Origin of the sequence: Streptomyces sp. MZ04, assembly GCF_004684775.1 — a bacterium.
Lineage (GTDB): Bacteria > Actinomycetota > Actinomycetes > Streptomycetales > Streptomycetaceae > Streptomyces.
Genome location: NZ_SRIC01000164.1, coordinates 1 through 18,676 on the forward strand (window position 1 = coordinate 1; position 18,676 = coordinate 18,676).

General features: G+C 69.5%; 21 protein-coding genes and 1 pseudogene. 11 read left to right on the forward strand and 11 right to left on the reverse strand.

Annotation, left to right across the window (positions count from 1 at the left end):
• Positions 1–421, forward strand: a 421-nt coding sequence (locus E2651_RS27890) for a zinc-binding dehydrogenase (RefSeq protein ID WP_167828910.1), incomplete at its 5' end; no start/stop codon positions are given.
• A 7-nt stretch (positions 422–428) separates the two neighbouring features.
• Here the strand turns inward: E2651_RS27890 and E2651_RS27895 are convergent.
• Positions 429–1,442 (reverse strand): alpha/beta fold hydrolase, encoded by a 1,014-nt coding sequence (locus tag E2651_RS27895; protein WP_135334000.1) that lies wholly within the window; start codon positions 1,440–1,442, stop codon positions 429–431.
• A gap of 315 nt (positions 1,443–1,757) precedes the next feature.
• Between E2651_RS27895 and E2651_RS27900 the strand changes: the two genes are divergently transcribed.
• Complete coding sequence (locus tag E2651_RS27900; RefSeq protein WP_135334001.1) at positions 1,758–3,014, forward strand: PucR family transcriptional regulator; 1,257 nt, start codon at positions 1,758–1,760, stop codon at positions 3,012–3,014.
• 5 nt (positions 3,015–3,019) lie between these two features.
• A complete protein-coding gene (locus E2651_RS27905; protein WP_167828911.1) occupies positions 3,020–3,310 on the forward strand; it encodes a hypothetical protein in 291 nt (96 codons plus the stop codon).
• Between the two features lie 78 nt (positions 3,311–3,388).
• Here the strand turns inward: E2651_RS27905 and sodN are convergent, their stop codons facing one another.
• Entirely contained in the window at positions 3,389–3,784 is a 396-nt protein-coding gene (gene sodN / locus E2651_RS27910; RefSeq protein ID WP_135334002.1) for a superoxide dismutase, Ni, read from the reverse strand.
• Positions 3,785–3,929: 145 nt separating this feature from the next.
• Between sodN and sodX the strand changes: the two genes are divergently transcribed.
• Positions 3,930–4,370, forward strand: a complete 441-nt coding sequence (gene sodX, locus E2651_RS27915) for a nickel-type superoxide dismutase maturation protease (protein WP_135334019.1) — start codon at positions 3,930–3,932, stop codon at positions 4,368–4,370.
• Here sodX and E2651_RS27920 read toward each other — a convergent pair.
• The gene (locus E2651_RS27920; RefSeq protein WP_135334003.1) at positions 4,274–4,903 is read right to left on the reverse strand and encodes a CGNR zinc finger domain-containing protein; all 630 of its coding nucleotides are present in this window, start codon (positions 4,901–4,903) and stop codon (positions 4,274–4,276) included. The two genes, sodX and E2651_RS27920, sit on opposite strands and share 97 nt — an antisense overlap.
• Positions 4,904–5,006: 103 nt before the next feature.
• On the opposite strand from E2651_RS27920, the gene E2651_RS27925 reads away from it, so the two are divergent.
• Complete coding sequence (locus tag E2651_RS27925) at positions 5,007–5,768, forward strand: class I SAM-dependent methyltransferase (protein WP_135334004.1); 762 nt, start codon at positions 5,007–5,009, stop codon at positions 5,766–5,768.
• Between the two features lie 24 nt (positions 5,769–5,792).
• Here the strand turns inward: E2651_RS27925 and E2651_RS27930 are convergent, their stop codons facing one another.
• From E2651_RS27930 to E2651_RS27950, 5 genes are all read right to left on the reverse strand, one after another.
• Positions 5,793–6,485, reverse strand: coding sequence for an AfsR/SARP family transcriptional regulator (locus E2651_RS27930; protein WP_135334005.1), 693 nt, complete (start codon positions 6,483–6,485; stop codon positions 5,793–5,795).
• 269 nt (positions 6,486–6,754) lie between these two features.
• On the reverse strand, positions 6,755–7,411 hold the full coding sequence (locus tag E2651_RS27935; protein ID WP_135334006.1) for a hypothetical protein: 657 nt from the start codon (positions 7,409–7,411) through the stop codon (positions 6,755–6,757).
• 137 nt (positions 7,412–7,548) lie between these two features.
• Positions 7,549–8,355, reverse strand: a complete 807-nt coding sequence (locus E2651_RS27940) for an amino acid ABC transporter ATP-binding protein (RefSeq protein WP_135334007.1) — start codon at positions 8,353–8,355, stop codon at positions 7,549–7,551.
• On the reverse strand, positions 8,352–9,227 hold the full coding sequence (locus tag E2651_RS27945) for an amino acid ABC transporter permease (RefSeq protein WP_245239281.1): 876 nt from the start codon (positions 9,225–9,227) through the stop codon (positions 8,352–8,354). Before E2651_RS27945 ends, E2651_RS27940 begins: the two co-directional genes overlap by 4 nt.
• Positions 9,228–9,361: 134 nt before the next feature.
• Positions 9,362–10,324 carry an ABC transporter substrate-binding protein gene (locus E2651_RS27950; RefSeq protein WP_135334009.1) on the reverse strand — a complete coding sequence of 321 codons (963 nt, stop codon included), beginning with the start codon at positions 10,322–10,324 and terminating at the stop codon, positions 9,362–9,364.
• Positions 10,325–10,876: 552 nt separating this feature from the next.
• Between E2651_RS27950 and E2651_RS27955 the strand changes: the two genes are divergently transcribed.
• From E2651_RS27955 to E2651_RS27970, 4 genes are all read left to right on the forward strand, one after another.
• Positions 10,877–12,100 (forward strand): NADP-dependent malic enzyme, encoded by a 1,224-nt coding sequence (locus E2651_RS27955; protein ID WP_135334010.1) that lies wholly within the window; start codon positions 10,877–10,879, stop codon positions 12,098–12,100.
• 122 nt (positions 12,101–12,222) lie between these two features.
• The gene (locus E2651_RS27960) at positions 12,223–13,185 is read left to right on the forward strand and encodes a zinc-binding dehydrogenase (protein ID WP_135334011.1); all 963 of its coding nucleotides are present in this window, start codon (positions 12,223–12,225) and stop codon (positions 13,183–13,185) included.
• A 69-nt stretch (positions 13,186–13,254) separates the two neighbouring features.
• Entirely contained in the window at positions 13,255–13,464 is a 210-nt protein-coding gene (locus E2651_RS27965; protein WP_135334012.1) for a helix-turn-helix domain-containing protein, read from the forward strand.
• Positions 13,464–14,087, forward strand: a complete 624-nt coding sequence (locus E2651_RS27970) for a Clp protease N-terminal domain-containing protein (RefSeq protein ID WP_135334013.1) — start codon at positions 13,464–13,466, stop codon at positions 14,085–14,087. The genes E2651_RS27965 and E2651_RS27970 overlap by 1 nt, the downstream gene beginning before the upstream one ends.
• An 82-nt stretch (positions 14,088–14,169) precedes the next feature.
• Here the strand turns inward: E2651_RS27970 and E2651_RS27975 are convergent, their stop codons facing one another.
• Both E2651_RS27975 and E2651_RS27980 read right to left on the reverse strand, forming a co-directional pair.
• On the reverse strand, positions 14,170–15,330 hold the full coding sequence (locus tag E2651_RS27975; protein WP_135334014.1) for a PadR family transcriptional regulator: 1,161 nt from the start codon (positions 15,328–15,330) through the stop codon (positions 14,170–14,172).
• A gap of 1 nt (position 15,331) precedes the next feature.
• Positions 15,332–16,324: a DUF4097 family beta strand repeat-containing protein gene (locus tag E2651_RS27980; RefSeq protein ID WP_135334015.1), complete on the reverse strand. Its 993-nt coding sequence runs from the start codon at positions 16,322–16,324 to the stop codon at positions 15,332–15,334.
• A gap of 180 nt (positions 16,325–16,504) precedes the next feature.
• On the opposite strand from E2651_RS27980, the gene E2651_RS27985 reads away from it, so the two are divergent.
• A complete protein-coding gene (locus E2651_RS27985) occupies positions 16,505–17,344 on the forward strand; it encodes a hypothetical protein (RefSeq protein WP_135334016.1) in 840 nt (279 codons plus the stop codon).
• A gap of 80 nt (positions 17,345–17,424) precedes the next feature.
• Here the strand turns inward: E2651_RS27985 and E2651_RS27990 are convergent, their stop codons facing one another.
• The gene (locus tag E2651_RS27990; protein ID WP_135334017.1) at positions 17,425–18,018 is read right to left on the reverse strand and encodes a TetR/AcrR family transcriptional regulator; all 594 of its coding nucleotides are present in this window, start codon (positions 18,016–18,018) and stop codon (positions 17,425–17,427) included.
• Positions 18,019–18,197: 179 nt separating this feature from the next.
• On the opposite strand from E2651_RS27990, the pseudogene E2651_RS27995 reads away from it, so the two are divergent.
• A pseudogene (locus tag E2651_RS27995) lies at positions 18,198–18,572 on the forward strand (LLM class flavin-dependent oxidoreductase); the annotation flags it as partial.
• Positions 18,573–18,676 lie beyond the last annotated feature (104 nt).

Consider the following 18,676-nt stretch of genomic DNA (forward strand, 5'->3'; position numbering starts at 1 on the left):
GATCGGGGTGGCGTCGGGGCGCCATGAGGCGTTCCTCAAGGGCCTCGGCGTCGACGTCTTCGTGGACTACACGAAGACGCCCGCCGAGGACGCCGTACGTGATGTCGATCTCCTCATCGACACGGTCGGAGGCCCGGACGGCCACCGGTTCCTGCCGGTGATGCGGCGCGGCGGACACATCGACCCGGTCTTCCTGGGCGAGTACCACCGCGAGCGCGCGCAGTCCCTCGGCGTCACGGTCCGCGGCTGGCAGGTGCGGTCGTCCGGGACTCAACTGGCCGAGCTCGCCGTGCTGTTGGACGCGGGGCGGGTCCTGGTGGGGGTGGACGCCGTCTTCCCGCTGAGCGCCGCGGCCGAGGCGCACGAGCGGGCGGAGCGCGGCCACATCCAGGGGAAGATCGTGCTGCGGGTCGTCGAGTGAGCGGACGTCAGCAGGTGAGCTTCTCCGCGTGGGCCGGGTCGAGGGCGTTCAGGACGAAGCGCGTCGCGGTCTTGTTGTAGCTGAGGCCGAGGTGTTCGGTCAGATCCAGCGGGCAGTGGTCCTGGAGCTTGCTCTGGGTGACGTTGTCCGCGTCGGCCAGGTAGGACGAGGTGTACGGCGTCACCACCCAGTCCGTCCTGGTCGCGAGCACCGAGTAGTCGACGGCCGGGTCCGTCTCGCCGCCCTCTTTGAGCGCCGTGACGAAGTCGGAGCCGGTCGTCTGCTGCATGCACGCGGGACAGGCCGCACCGGTGAGGTCCCCGGCGCCGGGTATGGCCTTGGCCAGTGTGGCGAGGCCCGAGAGCGTGGTGCCGTGGTTGTTGGGGGAGAGCGCGACGAGCTTGTCGACCTTGGCGGCGCCGCCCAGGTTCTTGATGTAGTGGCGCGGCATCACGCCACCTCCCTGGGAGTGGCCGACCAGATCGACCCGGGAGGACCCGGTCCGCTCACGTACCTTGTCGACGAACGCCGAGAGCTGTGCCGCGGATTCGGCCATGTCGCCGATGCCCTGGAGGAGTCCGCCCTCCTTGCCGCCGTAGTTGAGCGCGTAGACGCAGTAGCCCGCGTCCTTGAGCTTCGGGGCGAGACCGGCCCAGTTCATATAGCGGTTCTCGAAGGTGCCGTGCACCAGGACGACCGGCCTGGGGTGTTCGGCGCTCGGCGTGCACGCCCAGTCGTTCGCGCCGGTCGGCACGGCCGCCGGGTGGGTGAGCGCGTACGCGGTCGCTTCGGCGAAGGTCTTCTGGGGCGGGCCGACCTGCTCGTCGGCTTCGGACGCCGCCGGTGTCGCGGAGGACCCGGCCGGTGTCGCGGTGGCCTGGTGCGTCACGATGCCGAACGCGCCGAGACTGACGGCGGCGGCGATCCCGGAGACTGCGGCGACGAGGCGGCGGCGCAACGGACGGGCCCTGTGCTGGGGGGAGTTGCGGGTACTGCGGGAGTTGCGGGTGCTGACGGACATGCGGCTCTCACCCTTCACTTCCATGCGGGACGGACTTCACTTCCCTGCGGGACGGACTTCATTTCCCTGCGGGACGGACTCGGGTTACCGGCGCGTAACGCCGGACGCCTCACGCTGGTTCAGCCGCCGGGCGCACGCCACGGGCCGGGCCGCCGGGCGCCGAAACCCTGAACCCGGATGACACTTTCGCGCCCCGGCCACTCACGCCCGTGAGCCCTCGTGAGGCCCGTACGTCACAGGGCTGGACCGTGGCACCCGCGCCCCCGCAGACTTACCGATCGGTAACCGCTCGTCGGCGGGGGAGGAGGGGAGGAGATGGCTGTGCAGAGCACCGTGGGTACGTTCTCCCGCCGGCCGTGGCATGAGATCCCCGAGGCGTTCGCCGACGTACTGCGGCCGCGCATCGAGGAGATCGCCGCGGAGATGCTCACGTTGATCCGCCGTGACGTACGCGTCTACCAGCAGCCGACCGGATCCGCCGTGGGCCGGGACGTGACGGCCGCCGTGCATCGCGCCATGCGCCAGTTCGTGGAGCTCATCGACGACCCGGAAGCGCCGCAGGGTGACCATGAGCTCTTCTTCCAGCGCCTTGGCCGCCTCGAGTTCCTCAACGGCCGCAGCACGGACGGGATCCAGGCCGCGTACCGTACCGGCGCCCGTGTCGCCTGCCGCCGGTACGGCGCGCTCGCGCAGGAGGCCGCCCTGCCGCCGGAGGCCGGCCTCGCCGTCACCGAGGCCGTGCTCGTGCACACCGCCGCGATGGCCGACCTCGCGGTACGCGGCCATGCGGCGGCCCGGGCCCGCGCCACCGGACGGACCCAGCGCAGCCGCAGGGCACTGGCCGCGCACCTCCTCGAGCAGTCGGCCGACCCCCGCGGCGAATCGCTCACCGCCCTTGCCGAGCAGGCGAGTTGGCGGCTTCCCGAAGCGGTGGCCTGTCTGGTGATGCGGCAGGCGGGCGGTGGCGGACAGGTGCTCGCCGCCGGTCTCGACGAGGACGTACTGATCCTGCCCAGAGGCGGTGAACTGCTCCTGGTCGTCCCCGATCCGGAGGACGGCGGCCGCGTGGACCGGTTGCGGGCGGCGGTACGCGATCACGCGGCGGCCATCGGTCCCACGGTCGCGCTCGGCGACGCCTGGCTCTCCTCGCACTGCGCGCGGCTCGCCCTCAAGCACCGACGCAGGCTCGACGCCCCCCGGGGCGAACTGCTCGCGGCCGCCGACCACCTGCTCGACGTACAGCTGCTGTCCGGCGCCCCCATCGGGCGGCTGATGGCGGACCGCGTGACCGACGTCCTCAAGGGGCTGCCGCCGGGGAAGGCCGCCAGGCTCGCGGAGACCCTGGAGGCGCTCCTCGCGTCCTGGGGCCGCACGGCACCCGAGGTCGCCGACGCCCTCGGCATCCACCCGCAGACCGTGCGCGGCAGGCTCCGCCGGCTGGACGAGCTCTTCGGCGTACGGCTCACCGATCCGACGTTCCGCACCGGCGCGCTCCTCGCGCTGCGCACGCGTGCGCTGACGGCAGCGGATGCGGGGCGGGGCGTACGGCGGGATCCTGGGAGGGAGGAGTGAGTGCCATGAGGGTCATGCTGAGAGCGCGCCTGGACACCCAGATCGCGAACGAGGCGGTCAAGAACGGCACACTGCCCAAGATCATGCAGGAGATGTCGGCACGCATAAAGCCCGAGGCCGCGTACTTCGGCCCCAGTGATGGCAAGAGGTGTTGCACCTTCGTCTTCGACATGCAGGAGAGCCCGGAGATGCCGGCGATCGCGGAGCCGCTTTTCGAGCTGGGCGCGGAGATCGAGATCAACCCGATCATGAACGCCGAGGACCTGGTGAAGGGTCTCGCGGCGGTTCGGAGCTGACGGAACGCCGAGAGCACCCGGCTCCGCGCGGATGCCGGGTGCTCTCGTATGCGCGAAAAAGGGGCTGACCGCCAGGGGTCAGGCCTTCTTCGTCTCCCAGAAGATCTTGTCGATCTGGGCGATGTAGTCCAGCGCCTTCTGGCCCGTGGCCGGGTCCGACGAGGCCTTCGCGGCCGAGAGGGCCTTGAGGGTGTCGTTGACCAGCTGGTGCAGCTCCGGGTACTTCTCGAAGTGCGGGGGCTTGAAGTAGTCGCTCCAGAGCACCGAGACGTGGTGCTTGGCGAGCTCTGCGCGCTGCTCCTTGATGACGACGGCGCGCGTCTGGAACTGCGCGTCGTCGTTGGCGGCCATCTTGTCCTGGACTGCCTTGACCGACTCCGCCTCGATGCGGGCCTGGGCCGGGTCGTACACGCCGCAGGGCAGGTCGCAGTGGGCGCTGACCTTCACCTTGGGGGCAAACAGGCGGGAAAGCATGTAGCTGTCCTTCCTCGTGATCGTCTTCTCAGGTGGGACATTACTCCGTGAGAGACGGGTTTTCGCGAGTGCCCCCATGGGCTTAGGACAAAAGTCCAGGGTCAGACTGGGACTGGTGGAGGATAGGACCGGGGAGGTGCCGGAGATGCCGGAGCTGTCGCAGGAGAGCGAACGGAGAAGGGCCATCTTGCCGTTGGGCGCCGCTGAGGTGACCGGGCCGTCGATGGTGCCCACGCTGTACCACGGTGACCGGCTTGTGGTGCAGTGGGGCGCGCGGGTGCGGGCCGGGGACGTCGTCGTGCTCCGGCACCCGTTCCAGCAGGACCTGTTGGTCGTCAAGCGGGCCGCCGAGCGGCGCGACGGCGGCTGGTGGGTGCTCGGGGACAACGCGTTCGCGGGCGGGGACAGCACGGACTACGGCACCGTGCCCGAGGAGCTCGTCCTGGGGAAGGTGTGGTTCCGCTACCGCCCGCCCCAGCTCAAGTCCGCTCAGCGTTCCCCGTTCGCGCTGGTGCGCTGGGCCGTGTCGGCCGCGCGGCCCGTGCTGTCCGACCGCTCCGTCTCCAAGCGCTTGCGGGCCCGGTAGGCGGCGACGTTGGCGCGGGTCGCGCAGCGGTCCGAGCAGTAGCGCCGGGAGCGGTTGGTCGAGGTGTCGAGGTAGGCGTTGCGGCACGGCGCCGCCTCGCACAGGCCAAGGCGGTCCACGCCGTGCTCGGTGAGGTGGAAGGCGAGGCCCATCGCGGCGATCGCGGCGTACCCGGCGGTCGCGTTCGAGGGGTGGTCCGCCAGGTGCATGTGCCACAGCGGGCGGCCGTCGTCGTCCCGGTGGTCGTGGCCGGAGATCTGCGGGCTCACCGGGAACTCCAGGAGCAGTGAGTTCAGCAGGTCCACGGCGAGCGTCTCGTCGCCCCCGTCGGCCGCTTCGAAGACCGCGCGGAGCCTGGCCCGCACCGAGCGGAAGCGGGTGACGTCGGAGTCCGTGGCGCGACGTGCCGCCTGCTGGTTGGCGCCGAAGAGCTCGCGGACCGCCTCGACCGTCGTCAGAGCGTCCTTGTTGCGACCCGGCTCCTCGCTGTTGACCAGACGTACGGCGTAGTCCGAGTAATAGGCCAGTTCCACTTGTAGTCCTTACCGGGGCGGGCTATCTTCGTGAGGGCGTGAGTAACGGCTGCGCATGCTTCGAGGGTATTACGAGAGCGTATTACGTACTGGAGGGGTTCTGATGACGGAAACCGCGCCCGCGACCGACTGGCGTGCCTGGCAGGACAGCTGGGACCGGCAGCAGGAGTGGTATCTGCCCGACCGCGAGGAGCGGTTCCGGGTCATGCTCGACATGGTCGAGGCCACCGTCGGCCCCGAACCGCGCGTGCTCGACCTCGCGTGCGGTACGGGGAGTATTACGGACCGGCTGCTCAAGAGGTTCCCGAACGCCGTCAGTACGGGCGTCGACCTCGACCCCGCGCTGCTCGCCATCGCCGAGGGCACCTTCGCCGGGGACGACCGGGTCACCTTCGTCACCGCCGACCTCAAGGACCCGGACTGGGCGGCTCAGCTCCCGTACGACGCGTACGACGCCGTGCTCACCGCCACCGCCCTGCACTGGCTGCACAGCGAGCCGCTCACCACGCTGTACGGGCAGATCGCGGGCGTCGTGCGCGAGGGCGGCGTCTTCCTCAACGCCGACCACATGCCCGACCCGGCCACCCCGCGCCTGAACGCCGCCGACCGGGCCCAGCGGCACGCGCGCATGGACGCCGCCAAGGCGCAGGGCGCCCTGGACTGGAAGGACTGGTGGGACCTCGCAGCCAAGGACCCCGTCCTCGCCGAGCCCACCGCCAAGCGGTTCGAGATCTACGGTGAGCACGCCGACGGCGACACCCCGCCGCCGGAGTGGCACGCACGGACCCTGCGCGATGCGGGCTTCGGCGAGGCGCGGACGGTGTGGGCTTCGCCGTCGGATGCGATGGTGCTCGGCCTGAAGTAGTGGCCGCGTCCTGAAGCAACCGCGTCACATGAAGACGGGTGCGGGGCTCTGGCGCCGGCGCTGTGCCACCGCGATCGCCGGATCGCGGGAGAGGACGGCCTGGTGCAGCAGGCGCAGTTCGCTGGTCGGCGCCACGCCGAGCTCGGCGTCGAGCAGCGAGTGCAGCGCACGGTAGGTGTCCAGGGCTTCCTTGGTGCGGCCCGACCTGTGCAGGGCCAACATCAGCCTGCCCCAACGGTGTTCACGGAACGGCTGCTCCCGCACCAGTTGGCGGAGCTCTCCGATGACCTGGGCGTGCGCCCCGTCGGCGAGGTGGGCGTCCATGGTCTCGTCCTGCACCGTGAGCCGCAGCTCCTCGAGCCGGTCCGCCTCGGCCCGCAGCAGCCGGGTGGCGTCCATGCAGGCGAACGCGTCGCCGCGCCACAGGCCGAGCGCCGCCGCGAACAGCTCCGCCGCCTGCCCGGGGCGGCCCTCGCGGGCGGCCGCCCGGGCCCGCGATGTGAGCTGCTCGAACTCCGCCACGTCGAGCTCGTCCCCGCGCAGATCGATGCTGTAGCCGCCGGGGCCCGAGTGGAGTCGCGCGGCGCCGGAGCCCGCGAGGACGGCGCGGAGACTGGACAGATACGAGTGCAGATTGGCCCGCGCGGACGCCGGCGGGGCGTCTCCCCAGAGCTCCTGGACAAGTTCGCGGGTGGGAACGGCGCGCTCGCGCCGCATCAACAGGACGGCAAGCAGCAGTTGTGGCTTTCGGCGCCGGAAAACCGCGGGCCTGTCCGAGTCGACCTCTATGTGAGCGGGCCCCAAGTACAAGAACCTCACGAAACGTCCCCCATGATCAGTAGTCGGTTCCCACTGAAGATGGGGGACGAGGGCGGAACGGTTGCCCTGCCCCGGACCTCATTACGTGTCAGTGACAGAACCTCAGAAGTCAGTGACAGAGGCCTACTTGCCAGGTCAGCGCCTGCATGACGTGACTACATGACGGCCTACTTGAACGCCGCCACGCAGAGCTTGTCGTGCCTGCTGAAGGAGTCCGATTCGTTGCTCCGGTACGCGACGACGACCGCGTCGGCCCGCACGCACACGCTCTTGTGACCCTTGTACGGCTTGGCGCTCAGCCCGTCCGGCTTGAAGGTGACCGGTCGGCCGCTGTTGTTCTGCCAGTAGTTGTAGTCGTTGGCGCCGTACGTGGACGAACGCTTCGCGACCCGGAACTTTCCGCACTTCTTCGTGGTCGAGAGGCCCACGGCGAAGGGGATGGTGGCCGAGACGGAGGTGGTCCGCTCGCACTTCGAGTCGTAGAACCGCTGGGACAGCGACGCCTTGGTCAGCTTTGCCGGACGGCCGTCGCGGTGGCAGTTGGTGCGGGCGATGATTCCCATGCGCGGCTTGCTCAGGCGCACCCGGTCGATCCAGATGTCCTTGTGCTGGGAGTTGGGAATCTTCCGCCACCAGCGGAACTGCAGCTTGCCCGTGAGGTGGACGGTGATGCACCTCTTCAGGGCCTTCGAGTAGTGAGAGGTGGTGGAGTAGTAGCTCTTGCTGGTCCAGTGCCTGTTCACCGCCCCGGCATCGCTGATCGAACCGAACTGGACGGCCAGCGCCAGTGGCACGACGACCAGCGCCTTCCGCATGGTTGCCATGTGTAGTCCTCCGTGGGGGGAGTGGGGGGAAACGAACGGGGCGGCCCGATCACCGCCGCAACGATGATCGGGCCGCCCCGCATACACGGCGCCATACACACGCCATACACCGGCTATACACCGGCAAACCCGACTACTCAGAGGACCTTGGAGAGGAACCCCTTGGTGCGCTCGTGCTGAGGGTTCGTCAGTACGTCCCTGGGGTGACCGGACTCGACGACCACGCCGTCGTCCATGAAGACGAGGTTGTCGCCGACCTCGCGGGCGAAGCCCATCTCGTGCGTGACGACGATCATCGTCATGCCGGACTCCGCGAGGTCGCCCATCACGTCCAGGACCTCGCCGACCAGCTCCGGGTCGAGCGCCGAAGTCGGCTCGTCGAAGAGCATCAGCTTCGGTTCCATGGCCAGGGCGCGGGCGATCGCCACCCGCTGCTGCTGGCCGCCGGAGAGCTGCGACGGATAGTTCTTCGCCTTGTCGCTGAGGCCCACCCGGTCGAGGAGCCGCTCGGCGCGCGCACGCGCGGTCGCCTTGGTCTCCTTCTTGACCTGGATCGGCGCCTCCATGACGTTCTCGAGCGCCGTCATGTGCGGGAACAGGTTGAAGCGCTGGAAGACCATGCCGATGTCCCGGCGCTGCAGCGCGACCTCGCTGTCCTTGAGCTCGTAGAGCTTGGTGACAGGCTGCGCTGCGGCATCCTTTTTGCCCCGCTTCGGCTTGCTCGTCTTCTGCCGGTAGCCGACCAGCCTGCCGTCGACGTAGAGCCGTCCGGCGTTGATCTGCTCCAGGTGGTTGATGCAGCGCAGGAAGGTCGACTTGCCGGAGCCGGACGGGCCGACGAGGCAGAACACCTCGCGGGGGGCGACCTCCAGGTCGATTCCCTTGAGCACGTTCACGTGACCGTACGACTTGTGGACGCCTTCGGCCTTCACCATGGCATTCATGCCGCGCCTCCCTTGGGACGGCCGAGAGACAGCATGTTCGCCTTCACCTTCTGCCAGGGGGTGGTCGGGAGCTGGCGCAACGACCCCCTTGCGTAACGTCGTTCGAGGTAGTACTGACCGACGCTGAAGACGCTGGTCATCGCGAGATACCAGACGGACGCGACGAAGAGCATCTCCATGACCGCGAAGGACGTCGAGCCGATCACTGTCGCCGCCCGCAGCAGATCCACATAGGTGACCACCGTCACCAGTGAGGACGTCTTCAGGAGGTTGATGAACTCATTGCCCGTCGGCGGGATGATCACGCGCATGGCCTGCGGAAGCACGATCCTGCGCGTGGTCTTCGTGCTCGTCATGCCCAGCGCGTGGGCCGCTTCGGTCTGTCCCTCGTCGACCGACTGGATGCCGGCCCGGACGATCTCCGCCATGTACGCGCCCTCGTTGAGGCCGAGACCCAGCAGGGCGACCATGAACGGCGTCATGACGTCCGTCATCTCGTCCTTGTAGATGAACGGGATGTTGAAGACGGGGAAGATCAGCGCCAGGTTGAACCACAGCAGCAGCTGTACGTAGACCGGAGTGCCGCGGAAGAACCAGATGTAGAGCCAGGCGACGCCGCTGGTCACCGGGTTCTTCGACATCCGCATGACGGCGAAGACGAGACCGAGGACCAAGCCGATGATCATCGACAGGACGCTGATCAGCAGGGTGCGGCCCGCGCCCTTCATGATGCGGTCGTCGAAGATCATGCTTCCGACGGTGTCCCACTTCACGTTGCCCTGCGAGAACGCGTAGATCAGCAGGGCCAGGAGGGCGAGCACCACGACGCCACTGACCCAGCGGCCGTAGTGGCGAACGGGGATGGCCTTGATGGCCTCGGGCGGGAGCTGTGTGCCGACCGGTGCGGAGGTCGGCTCGTCCTTCGGCTCGTCCTTCGGCGAGGTGCCGTCGGCCGGCTTGTCGAACTTGTCAGTCACGTTGACTGCCCTTCAACGGTGCTTGACGTTCACTTGCCGGCATTGATGGTGGCCTTCTTGACGGCGCTGTCCTCGACCTGCCACTTGGCCAGGACCTTGTCGTACTCGCCGTTCTTGATGATCGCGTCGAGCGCGGACTTGAGGGCGTCACGGAGCTGCTTGTTCTCCTTGGTGACGGCGATGCCGAACGGCCCGGCATCCGTGATGCCGCCCGTGACCTCGAAGTCCTTGCCGCCGCCCGCCGTCTTGGCGATGTGCTGGGAGACGGGGGAGTCGTTGAGGTCGGCGACCGCACCGCCGGACTTGACGCGGGTCTGGGCCTCGGCGTCGTTCTCGAAGGCGCCGATGTCGAGAGCCTTCTTCCCGTCCTTCTCGCACTTCTTCGACTGCGCCTTGAAGGTGTCCTCGTAGATGGTTCCGCGCTGCACGGCGACCTTCTTGCCGCACAGGTCGTCCATCGTCTTGATGCCCTCGGGGTTGCCCTTCTTCACGAGGAGCGAGACGCCCGACGTGAAGTAGTCGACGAAGTCGACGCCCGAGCCGACCTTCTTGCCCTTGTCGTCCAGCCCCTGCTGGCGCTTCTTGGTGTCCGACATGGCGGACATGACGATGTCCTGGCGGCCCGAGTTGAGCGAGCTGATCAGGCCGTCGAAGGTGCCCGACGTGAACTTGAACTCGACGCCCAGTTCCTTGCCGAGCGCGGCGGCGAGATCGGGGTCGATGCCGACGATCTTGCCGCCCTCCTCGAACTCCATGGGGGCGTACTGGGCGTCCGTGCCGACGTTGATGACGCCCTTGTCCTGGATCTTCTTCGGCAGCTTGTCGAACAGCGGGGCGCTGTTCTCCTTGCCGCCATCGGCCTTCCCCGAGTTGGTCTGGTCGCCGCAGCCGGTCAGCAGCAGCGCGCCGGCGACCGCGATCGCGCCGACCGCGGCCATCCGGGACCTCGCGGAGTTCCGTGCGGTCGTACGACAGATGGAGCGTGCGGTCATGAGGGTCCTCCGGCGGATGAGGGAGTTGCCGAGCGGTCGTGCACACACCTTCGGGTGTCGCGACCTCGTGTGATGACGGCATCTTGCCATTCGGACCGTCCGATTCTGGGTGCTGGAGATGTCAAAATCGGATAACGGGCGATCCCCGAACCCCGAAAGACCCGTACATCACGGCCGTACCGACTGGGTGACCAAGTGCCACTATGTGAGATTTTCCGTGAATCTCGGCATGTGGACCACCGGAAGGCGTTATTCGGGAAATTCGGACACGGGTCCGGCGCCCCTACTTGCCGGTTCAGGACAAGGGACTTGTTGGATCAGTACAAGGACCGGGGCTGCGGTGGGTAACCAATCCCACTCGCCCGTGCCCGGCGCTTTCAGGTAGAAAGGCTCTTTACACCCCTCATCCGGGGCCCAGGGCGCGTGTGCGGCGCGCCCGCGTGTCTGTACCTCCCTCCGCCGACAGGCGGGGAACAGACGCGGTGCCCGCCCACTTCTCAACCAGGAGTGGACACCCTCAACTGATGATTTAAGACTTAAGGGGTAAGACAAGTGGCAGCGGAGATCGTCAATCCTCGCAGCGACAGCAGTACGGGTCACGAAGGCGACAGCGAGCTTGTCGATTCCTTCGATCCGGCGTTTGCGCTGCACCGTGGCGGCAAGATGGCCGTGCAGGCCACCGTGCCCGTGCGGGACAAGGACGACCTGTCCCTGGCGTACACGCCCGGCGTCGCGAAAGTGTGCACCGCGATCGCCGAGCAGCCGGAGCTGGTGAACGACTACACATGGAAGTCGAACGTCGTGGCCGTCGTCACCGACGGTACGGCCGTGCTCGGTCTCGGTGACATCGGTCCCGAGGCCTCCCTCCCCGTGATGGAGGGCAAGGCCATTCTTTTCAAGCAGTTCGGTGGCGTCGACGCGGTCCCGATCGCGCTCGCGACGACCGACACGGACGAGATCGTCGAGACCGTGGTGCGGCTCGCCCCGTCCTTCGGCGGCGTGAACCTCGAGGACATCTCGGCCCCGCGCTGCTTCGAGATCGAGCGCAAGCTCCAGGAGCGGCTCGACATTCCCGTCTTCCACGACGACCAGCACGGCACGGCCGTCGTGACGCTGGCGGCGCTGCGGAACGCGGCGAAGCTGACCGGGCGCACGCTCGGTGATCTGCGTGGCGTGATCTCCGGCGCGGGAGCGGCCGGTGTCGCCATCGCCAAGTTCCTGCTCGAGGCGGGCATCGGCGATGTGGCGGTCGCGGACCGCAAGGGCGTCGTGAGCCGGGACCGGGAGGACCTCACCCCGGTCAAGCGTGAGCTCGCGGAGATCACCAACAAGGCCGGGCTCAGCGGTTCGCTGGAGAGCGCGCTCGCGGGTGCGGACGTGTTCATCGGCGTCTCGGGCGGCACCGTCCCGGAGCCGGCGGTCGCCTCCATGGCGCAGAACGCGTTCGTGTTCGCCATGGCCAACCCGAACCCCGAGGTGCATCCGGACGTCGCCCACAAGTACGCGGCTGTCGTCGCGACGGGGCGTTCGGACTACCCGAACCAGATCAACAACGTGCTGGCCTTCCCCGGCATCTTCGCCGGCGCGCTCCAGGTGCGGGCCTCGCAGATCACCGAGGGCATGAAGATCGCCGCGGCGAACGCGCTGGCCGATGTGGTCGGCGATGAGCTGTCCGCCGATTACGTGATTCCCTCGCCGTTCGACGAGCGTGTCGCGCCCGCGGTCACCGCGGCGGTTGCCGCTGCGGCTCGTGCCGAGGGTGTCGCCCGCCGCTGAGCGGTGCGAGTGAAGGTCTGACCGCGCCCCGTTCCGTACGTCCCGCGTACGGCACGGGGCGCGTCGCGTGTCACAGCCGTACCTGCTTACGCACCGGCAGGCCCCCGGCCTATCGTCGGCTCATGTTCGCCGCCTACGCCGCCCGCATCGACCGTGACCAGCCGCTCAGTGGCCTCGAGTTGGGGGAGCGTCCCGCCCCCGATCCGCGCCCCGGCTGGTCGACCGTGAACGTCAAAGCCGCCTCCCTCAACCATCACGACCTGTGGTCCCTGCGCGGGGTCGGTCTCGCCGACGACAAGCTGCCGATGATCCTCGGCTGTGACGCCGCAGGGATCGACGAGGATGGCAATGAGGTCGTCCTGCATTCCGTCATCGGGCAGACGGGGTACGGGGTCGGGCCCCGCGAGGGCCGCTCGATCCTGACCGAGAAGTATCAGGGGACCTTCGCCGAGCAGGTCTCCGTCCCCACGTGGAATCTGCTGCCGAAGCCGAAGGAACTGTCGTTCGCCGAGGCGGCCTGTCTGCCGACCGCCTGGCTCACCGCGTACCGCATGCTCTTCACCAACGCCGGGGTGCGTCCCGGTGACTCGGTCCTCGTCCAGGGCGCCGGCGGCGGTGTCGCCACGGCCGCGATCGTGCTGGGCAAGGCCGCGGGGCTCCGGGTCTTCGCGACCAGCAGGGACGAGGCCAAGCGGAAGCGGGCCCTGGAGCTGGGGGCGGTGGAGGCCGTCGAGTCCGGTGCGCGGCTTCCGCAGCGGGTGGACGCCGTCATCGAGACGGTGGGCGCGGCGACCTGGTCGCACTCCATCAAGTCCCTCAAGCCGGGCGGCACCGTGGTGATCTCCGGTGCGACCAGCGGCGACCGGCCCTCGCATGCCGAGCTGACGCGGGTCTTCTTCCTGGAGCTGAAGATCGTCGGTTCGACGATGGGGTCCAAGGACGAGCTGGAGGACCTGCTCTCCTTCTGCGCCGCCACGGGCGTACGTCCCGTCATCGACGAGGTGCTGCCGCTCGACCGGGCGCGCGAGGGCTTCGAGCGGATGGAGTCCGGCGGTCAGTTCGGGAAGATCGTGCTCGAGGTCTGAGTCTTCTGACCGACCCGTCTCTGTCAACCATGGTTGACACTCCCTCCCTGTCAACGTAAGTTGACGTGCATGACCGAAGCAACGGATCTCGCCGAGCGTGCGGGTGACCGTGATCCACGAGTCGGGCTGCGAGCCGTCACCGCGCTGCGGAAGCTGGTGGAGCAGCTGGAGGCCGTGCAGGTGCGCAGTGCGCGCCGGCAGGGCTGGTCGTGGCAGGAGATCGCCGCGGAGCTCGGAGTGAGCAGGCAGGCCGTGCACAAGAAGTACGGGAGGCAGTGATGTTCGAGCGGTTCACGAAGGATGCCCGCGCCGTGGTCGAGGGCGCGGTCGAGCACGCCGGGCGGACGGACGCCGACGTCATCGACGACGGGCACATGCTGCTCGCGCTGCTCGACCGCGAGGCCAGCCGGGCGTCCTTCGCCCTGGCCTCGCTCGGGGCTACACGCCGCCGGGCGTCGATCGAACGGGCGCTGAGCGAGACGCGCCGCCGCGGCGGCCTCTCGCAGGCCGACACGGAGGCGCTCGCGGGGCTCGGCGTCGATGTGTCCGAGATCGTCTCGCGGGTCGAAGAGGCCCATGGCGTCGGCGCGTTGGCCGGCGGCGGGAAGGGCGGCAGGGGCGGCAGGGGCTTGCGGGCGTGGGCCGGGCATCGGTCCTTCACCCGCGAGGCCAAGGACACCCTGGAGAAGTCGCTGCGCATCGCCACCGCCCGCCGCGACCGGAGCATCGGCGACGAGCACATCCTGCTCGCCCTCACCGTCCGCCCCGGCGCTGTCGGCGAGGTGCTCGCGGACCATGGGGTGACCCATGAGTCGGTGCAGCGGGTGCTGTTCGGTGACGGGGCTGACGGGGCTGACGGGGTCGGCAAGGCTGACGGGGCTGGTGCCGACGGGCCCGTGTAGGAGTTGCGGTGCCGAGTGACTGAGTAGCCGAGTAGCCGAGTAACTGAGCGGGGCCCGGAGCGCTCCGGGCCCCGCTCGGCCGTCAGGCCTTCGGGGTGCGCAGTGCCGCGCCGATGTGGGCCGCGGCCGCGGACAAGTGGCGGCGGGCGTCGCGGAGTTGGTCCTCCGTCACGCCGTGGTCCCGGGCCGCGTCCCGGATGTCGTCGCGGAAGCGGTCGAGCAGGCGGTCCAGGTCGCGGGCGGGGTTGCCGGTGCCGTCCTCGTGGGACCAGTCGGGGACGTACTCGGTGGGGACCGCGTCCTCGCGCTCCACGGTGAACTTGGGCTCCTCGGCGGCGGGCCCGGCGCCCTCGCGGCCGGACGTCTTCGCCGCGCCTGACCCCTTCCCGGACCCCTTCCCGGACCCCTTCCCGGCCCCCTTCCCGAACTCCTTGCCGAAGTCCTTCCCGAAGTCCTTTCCGAACTCGCCGAACTCCTTGGCCAGTTCCGACAGGCCCTCACGGACCCCCGTGGGCCAGTCGCCGCGCGTGAAGTGGTCCTGCACCTGGTCCTGGACGAGCCGCGCGATGCGCTGTATCTCCTCCTGCCCCTGGGCGCGGACCCGGTCCTGTGCGTCCTGGGCCTGGCGGCGGGCGCGCTGGGCCTCCTCGCGGGCTCTGCGGGTCTCGTCCTTCGCGCGGCGCGCCTGCTCCTTCCACTCCTGCTTGGCGCGCTTGAACTCCTCCTTCGCCTGGCGCCAGCTCTCCTTGCTGTCGCCCCAGGAGCCGTCGAAGAAGTCGGAGGGGTCGGGGAAGGCCTTGCCGCCGGTGCCGCTCTTGGCATCGGCGCCGTTCTTGGCGCCCTTGCCGTCCGATGCGCGGGCCTCCTCCGCGGCCGCGCGCATCTCGCGGCGGAGCTCGCCCGCCGCGCCGCGGACGCCGTCGCGGATCTCGGCGGCGAGCTCGGCGACCGACTCGCGGATCTCCAGCTCCAGATCGGCCAGTTCGCCGCTGCGGTCGGCCAGTTCGGCACGGCCCGCGTCCGTGATGGAGTAGACCTTGCGGCCGCCCTCCGTGGTGTGCGTGACCAGGCCCTCGGCCTCCAGCTTCGCCAGGCGCGGGTAGACCGTGCCCGCCGAAGGTGCGTACAGACCCTGGAAACGCTCTTCCAGGAGGCGGATCACCTCATAGCCGTGGCGCGGGGCCTCGTCGAGGAGTTTCAGCAGATACAGGCGCAGTCGGCCGTGGGCGAACACGGGGGCCATCTCAAAGCACCTTCTTGTCGTTCGGGGCGGCGTCGCTCGGAGCGGTGTCGTTCGGGGTGGCGTCGCTCGGGGTGGCGTCGTCGGCCCCGGGGGTGTCGGTCGGGGGAGTGTCCGCCGGAGGGGTGTCCGTCGGAGACGTGGCCGGTGCGGCCTCGCCGTACGGATCTTCCCCCATCGGGTCCTCCTCCATCGGCGGCCTGCGCAGCAGCGCGATGGAGCCCGAGACCGTCGTCGCCTTCAGCTTTCCGCTGCCCGAGCCGAGCCGGCCGGTGATCCTCTTCGCCCCCCACTGTCCGCTGACCCGCAGATCCTCGAACGCGTTGGACACGGCGCCGCTCGCGGTGTTCGCCTCCACCTCCGCGTCCGCCGGGTGGGGCAGCCGGATCGCGATCTCCCCCGATACGTTCGTCAGGCCGATGTCGGTCGGGGCGCCCGCCGGGTCGATGTCCACGATCATGGAGCCGCTCACCGATTCGGCCCGAACGGAGGAGCCCGCCCCCTCGAAGACGGTCAGGTCGCCGGAGACCGAGTTGAACCGCAGGTCGCCGGTGATGCCCTGCGCCTCCACGTTCCCGGAGACCGTGTCGGTGCGGACCGGGCCCGAGAGGCCGACCAGAGTGGTGTCGCCCGTGACGCCCTTGACCGCCGTGCGCCCCTCTATGCCCGAGACCACTGCGCCCGCCCCGACGACGCCGACCTCGACACGGGTGCCCGCGGGGACGGCCAGGGAGACCACCGCGCTGCGCCGCCAGCCCTTGCGGTCGAGCCACTTGAGGAAGCCCTTCCAGGGCAGGTCGTCGTACGCGACGGAGAGGGTGCCGTCCGACTGTGTGACGGTCAGTGGAGGCCCTTCGATCTCGGAGACCTCCAGGCGCGCGGAAACTTCGTCGGTGCCCACGACGTTCACCGTTCCGTTGACGACGCGGACATGGAGTGTCGTCACGGGGGCGTCGAAGGTGAGCTTCTGGGGCTCGGCGACGGACCACTCTGACATCGGGCTGACCTCCTCCGGACAGAACGCGCCATATCGCGTCTCTGCTACACACGATATATCGCGGATCGGGAAAGTCAAGACTGATCGCGATACGAGCTGGGGTGCGTGAGCGAGGGGTCGGCGCCCGGTTGGTACCGGATCCTCTGCGCCGAATGCGGTGTTTTGTCCTAGCGTGGTGCCATGTCGTCCGATGCCTCTGCGCGCGCCGACGCCGGTGCGCTGCTGCTCTGCCGGGCCGAACCCGACGTCGTCGAGCCCGCCGCCCGGCTGTTGCGCGAGCGGATACTGCTCGCTCCCGCGGGGCGCGACTGGAGCGTGCTCGTGCCCGAGGGCAAGCCCTGGGTGCACGGGGACGAACCCGTGGACCGGGTGCTCACGGGGTGGGCGACCGCGCTCGCCGTCGGGGCGCCCTGGCCGGTGCTCGCGCTGTGGTGGGACTCCGAACGTTCCGGCTACATCCTCGCGGCGGGCTTCCGCCGCACGGTCGGGTACGTATGGCTGGCGAACGGGACACCCGTCGGCGAGGCCGAGGCGATGCGGACGTTCGCCGCCCGGCTCGGCCTTGACCCCGTCCTGGACATGCAGGCCCTGGACTCCCTGGGGAGCCCCGACTCGGAGGCGGACGCGCGGGCGCGGCTCCTGGGCCTGCTCGCCGTGCTGACCCGGGCGGGCGTGACGCTGCCGGCCGGACTGGGCCCCGGAGAGCCGGCCGACCGTCTGCGGGCGGTGGCGCACGTGCTGCCGGGCGTCCGCGAGGTCGAGTGGTCGGGGTGGCGGGACGCGGTGCGTGCGGAGCTGGACGTGGTCGAGCGGGGACGCTTCGGCCCATGGCTGCGGGGTCCGCGGGCTCGCGCCCTGGCTGCCGTCCAGATGGCGACCGGGGTGCCGCTCGCGGCGTGGGGCCTGCGGCGGCGCAGCGGGGGATGGGTCGTGGCCGGTGTGCTGCTGGTCGTACACGGTGCTCTGGGTTTCACGTACGACCGCGTACGGGCGGCTGCCGCCGGGTCTTGGCGGGGGTGAGCAGGCTGGTCTTGGCGGGAGTGAGGGGGCTGGCTGCCGCGTACCCGCCAAGATGCGTGGCCCGTATCCAGGGGAGGGCGTCAGGCGGCGTGGATCGCATCCAAAGTCAGGGCCAGGAGGCGTTCCGGCTGGGCGGGGTCCGTTTCTGAGTGGGGGGTCGAAACGGCGATGCCCACCACCAGTTGGACCATGTCGGCGGGGAGCAGGTCCTTGCGGGCCGTGCCCTCCGTCTGGGCCCGGGTCAGCAGGCTCGATGCCGTGTCGCGGATGCGCTGGTGGCAGTCGAAGCCCAGAGCGTCCGGGGTCTCCAGCTCCTCGATCAGCAAGGCGCCGCCCAGGCCCTGGTTCACGCGCGCGTGCGCCAGGAACGCGCGGAGCCAGTCATCCAGGGCGTCGTCTGCGGAGTCCGCGGCCAGGAGCTCTTCGGTGCGGCCGCACAGTGTCTCCACGCGGTCCTCGAGCACCGCCGTCAGGAGCGCGGCACGGCTGGGGAAGTGTCGGTAGAGCGTGCCCGGGCCCACGCCCGCGCGGCGGGCGATCTCGTTGAGCGACGTCTCGGGGCCTGCCTCCGCGTACGCCTTCCGCGCCGCCTCCAAGATCCGCTCCCGGTTCCTGCGCGCGTCCGCGCGGGGCTGCCTCGCGGCCCCGCGTGCCTTGGTGTCGTCGTCAGCCATGGCCCCATCCTCTCCTCCCGCGCGGAGCCTTCCGGTCGGCCGGGGCTAGCTATACGGAGAACTTCTCCGTATCGTAGCGCCGGGATCAGATCCGGAGAGGTTCTCCGGATGGCCGATGGCCGATGGCAGATGACGGATGACGGATGACGGATGTTGGAATGAGCTCAGGGGAGTGCGGGATGACCGGTTCGCCGGGACGCGCGGGGATATGGACCTTCGACTTCGAGGGGCACCCCGCCGGGCGGGTACGTGAAGCGGCCGCGGAGATCGAGGAGTTGGGGTACGGGGCGCTCTGGTACGGGGAGGCGTTCGGGAGGGACACGGTGGGGCAGGCGTGGCTGCTGCTCGGGGCGACGCGGCGCATCGTCGTCGCGTCCGGCATCGCCAACATCGCCTTTCGGGAGCCGCTCGCCATGGCGATGGCGGAGCGCGCCCTGGGGGAGGCGTTCCCGGGGCGCTATCTCCAGGGCCTCGGTGGCCACCGGGTCGACGACACCGTCCGCGAAGTGGACGGCTTCCCCATCCCCACGCGCGGGAAGGCGCTGACGACCATGCTGTCCCTTATACACATCTCCGAGCCCACGAGACGCTCATGAATCTCGTAAGCCGTCTTCTGCTTGAAAAAAAAAACGGAGCGGCAGTTACAGCGTTAGCTCGG